Source organism: Methanospirillum sp., assembly GCF_035560735.1.
Classification (GTDB): domain Archaea; phylum Halobacteriota; class Methanomicrobia; order Methanomicrobiales; family Methanospirillaceae; genus Methanospirillum.
The window spans coordinates 1-3,435 of sequence record NZ_DATMYY010000372.1; the positions used below are offsets into that span (position 1 = coordinate 1).

A 3,435-nucleotide genomic window follows, 5' to 3' on the forward strand; every position below is an offset into this window, starting at 1 on the left:
AGAATGAAGGAGTTATATCCTTTCTGGTAATTTCAGCGAAAAACTGTTAGAGGTGATATATTGAAAGAGACAGTGGATTTAAATTGGATATCGGGTTTATGAATAATTTCCCCGTGTACCATAACTTCAGGTGTCAGAAAAACATCTTCATACCGTTTCCACATCACAAGTAAAAGAGCAGTAATATTGCCAATCATCTCAACAGCAGAAGAAGGTGAGATATGAAGATCTTTTGCTATTTCACTTATTCTTGCATATCCGCGAATTTGGCTTAAGGCAAAGATTGTCTTAAGATAGTTTTCCATCGTCTGGGATAATTTTAGTTTTACCTATTTTCTGTTTATTCCTTCTGAACAGATCCATTCCCCGCTCTGTAACCTCGATTCTGACGGGAATTCCGACTTGAGTTGCTTTGCATGAACAACTGCATGACACACATCTTTTCCCACTCTTTTCGCATGGACAGGATCCATTTTCCGCTTCACAGCGTTTCAGGTATCCCGTGCTGCAGAGCAGGGATATCCAGCCATGAACAGAACTGAGTGGAAGGTTCAGTTCTGAACAGATATCAGAGAGCATACAACCACCCTGGTAGTGAATGAATCCCAGGACCTCAAGCCCCTCGCTCATGAGAAAGCACCATCTTGTGAACAACCAAAGAGAAGCGTCTTTAATCCTGGATATATGGGCAGAGCGAGTATTGCTGCCCATACATACCCGGAATAGAGGATGGATACCGGGTCTGTTTCTTCACCCTCCAGCATCAGTGAGAGAAGATTTGCTCCCGATATTATCACAGTACAGACTCCGAATATCAGGATGAGGATGATTCCGGTGTATCCAAACTGTACCCATCGTGTATGATCATGCATTCCTTCGTAAAGGCCGGTCGCGAGAAGCAAACCGAGAAGGAGGAGGATTATGCCTCCCGGGATGTCAGGTGCTACAGGAATTGTTATCTCAATTCCAATGCCTGAAATAATCGAGAGTATGCCTCCTATCATCGTGACCGCGGTGAGAACTATAGTCCAGGCATACAGGTTTTTGAGTGGAAGCTTGTTTATTGACATCTTATGCTCCAATGATGAACGATCCAATAATCCGGGCTGCCCAGGCAAAGATAAACGCCACCAGAATTCCCCATCCCAAAGCGATTCCGGTCCATTTCCAGGATCCCATCTCCTGTTTAATAACTCCAAGGGTTGCAACACATGGGAGGTAGAGGAGAACAAATACCATGTACGAAAGAGCGATTACCGGACCTAGTGACGGGTCTGCTGCAAGTGAACTTGCAAGAGAACCTTCGCCCCCGTAGAGTGTTCCAAGAGATCCAACAACCACTTCTTTCGCAATGAAACCAAATATCAGACCCACGACGAGTTGCCATGTAAATCCAAGGGGGGCAAAGATCGGTTCGGCCAGGTGTCCAAGTAATCCTGCAAGGCTGTCTGCAGATCCGTATTCAACGCCAAATGGCAGACTTGCGAGAACCCATACAACGAGTACACCTCCAAAGATTACGATACCTGCCCGCTGTAGGTACTCTTTTCCTCGTTGCCACATGTGCAGGGTTGCAGCCTTGAGAGTCGGGCTGCGATATGGGGGAAGCTCCATGATAAACGGGGAGGGGTCATCATGGAATACCATTTTGCGGAAGAGAAGGGCAGTTCCGATAGCAGCCAGAATGCCCAGGATGTACAGGAAGAATATCACGGTTCCTGCGTGAGCTCCAAAAAATACGCCTGTAAGGAGAACATACACCGGGAGCCGTGCTGAGCACGACATGAATGGAATTGAGATAATGGTAATGAACCTGTCAGCTCTGCTCTGAAGTGTCCGAGTTGCCATAATAGCAGGAACGTTGCACCCGAATCCTATGAGGAGCGGAATAAAGGATCGTCCATGAAGCCCGATAGAATGCATCAGCCTGTCCATGACGAATGCTGCCCGTGCCAGATATCCCGAGTCTTCCAGCAAAGAAAGCAATAGGAACAGGATAAAGATGCTTGGAACAAAACTGAAGACAGTTCCAACTCCTCCTATTATTCCATCAGAGATGAACGAGGTCACAGTCTCCCCAAGTCCGAGATTGGAGACAAATTTGCTGGTACTTCCAAATAGGATCTCAAGAACTAATGCAACAGGAGCAGAAGCACTGAATGTTAACTGGAAGGCAAACCACATGAACGAGAGAAAGATGGGAATCCCGAAAAACCGGTGAGTGAGTACATGGTCAAGAAGATCAGTTGGCATGATCCTGGCCATTGAGCAGGAGACAGAACATCCGGCTATCTGCTCAGCAGTCTTATATCTGGCTACCATGATCTCCTGGATGAATCCATCTATGGCGGCAGGATCCATGGTGTCAATTACCGGAATAGTCAGACCTTCCTGATGAAGTTTTTCAGATAATTTCTGGTCTCCCTCAAGAAGCCTGATTGCTGTGTACTCCGGAGTCAGTCCACTGAGATGATGTGTATGACTTTTAAGGACAGAACTGATCTCTTCCAGGCGTTGTGTGATCGTGGATGAATACTGGGTGTGCGCCGGATTCTGCCCCTCCTTTCCCTGTGATACATGGATAATTGATTGAACCAGTTCTTCTATGCCTTTTCCCTGGCTTGCTACAACTTTTACAACCGGTAGGCCGATGCTTTTTGAAAGGCATGCTCCATCAATAGTAATTCCGGTTTGCTCTGCAAGGTCTACCATATTCAGGGCAATGATTACAGGAAGACCAATCTCAACCAGTTGCGTTGTCAGGAAGAGATTTCGTTCGATATTGGTTGCATCAATTATCTGAACAATTACATCCGGATGAGATGTGAGGAGTGCATCGCGTGCAACCTGTTCATCTGGAGTAAATGCACTAAGACTGTATGTGCCAGGAAGGTCTGATATTCGAAATGTTTGATTATCTGATTTCCTGATACCTTCTTTAATCTCAACAGTTACACCCGGATAATTTCCTGTATGCTGATGTACCCCGCAGAGCGAATTAAACAGGGTCGTTTTTCCGACATTGGGATTTCCAGTTAGAAGAATTCGCATTTCTGTCATGCTGCTCCTGGTAACGGGTTTACCATAACCATGCACGCTGCCCCTGTTCCAAGGGCATACCTGCTTCCACGAATTCTGATAATTACTGATTCATTCACTTTTTGAATAACCATGAGTTCCTCGCCAACAATAATGCCAAGTTGGCTGAGAGTACTTGCAAGGTATCCTGATCCTAAAATTTTTTCAACCTGGACCCGGTCTCCTTCTTTTATCAGACTTAATGGGACCAATGTTATGCATCTCCTTCCTGAGAGACCGATATCAATGCAGCCTCCGATCTTCGGATTGAAAGTTTATATCCTCTGATCTGACATTCAGCAGGGTCCCCCATTGGAGCCCAGCGAATAAGTTTTAAGGATGAACCTGGCAGGACAC

6 protein-coding genes are annotated in these 3,435 nt (G+C 45.9%); all 6 read right to left on the bottom strand.

The window, feature by feature from the left end; all coding sequences use genetic code 11:
- Positions 1 to 32: 32 nt before the first annotated feature.
- Genes VN429_RS12595 through VN429_RS11050 form a run of 6 tightly spaced genes read right to left on the bottom strand, consistent with a single transcriptional unit; the run spans position 33 to position 3,430 of the window.
- On the bottom strand, positions 33 to 305 hold the full coding sequence (locus VN429_RS12595) for a metal-dependent transcriptional regulator (protein WP_414675303.1): 273 nt from the start codon (positions 303 to 305) through the stop codon (positions 33 to 35).
- A complete protein-coding gene (locus VN429_RS11030) occupies positions 289 to 630 on the bottom strand; it encodes a hypothetical protein (protein ID WP_325633258.1) in 342 nt (113 codons plus the stop codon). Before VN429_RS11030 ends, VN429_RS12595 begins: the two co-directional genes overlap by 17 nt.
- Positions 627 to 1,070, bottom strand: coding sequence for a hypothetical protein (locus tag VN429_RS11035; RefSeq protein ID WP_325633260.1), 444 nt, complete (start codon positions 1,068 to 1,070; stop codon positions 627 to 629). Before VN429_RS11035 ends, VN429_RS11030 begins: the two co-directional genes overlap by 4 nt.
- Before the next feature lies 1 nt (position 1,071).
- The gene (gene feoB / locus VN429_RS11040) at positions 1,072 to 3,060 is read right to left on the bottom strand and encodes a ferrous iron transport protein B (protein ID WP_325633262.1); all 1,989 of its coding nucleotides are present in this window, start codon (positions 3,058 to 3,060) and stop codon (positions 1,072 to 1,074) included.
- On the bottom strand, positions 3,057 to 3,290 hold the full coding sequence (locus VN429_RS11045) for a FeoA family protein (protein WP_325633265.1): 234 nt from the start codon (positions 3,288 to 3,290) through the stop codon (positions 3,057 to 3,059). The genes feoB and VN429_RS11045 overlap by 4 nt, the downstream gene beginning before the upstream one ends.
- A gap of 2 nt (positions 3,291 to 3,292) precedes the next feature.
- Positions 3,293 to 3,430 (bottom strand): FeoA family protein, encoded by a 138-nt coding sequence (locus VN429_RS11050; protein ID WP_325633267.1) that lies wholly within the window; start codon positions 3,428 to 3,430, stop codon positions 3,293 to 3,295.
- Positions 3,431 to 3,435: the final 5 nt, after the last annotated feature.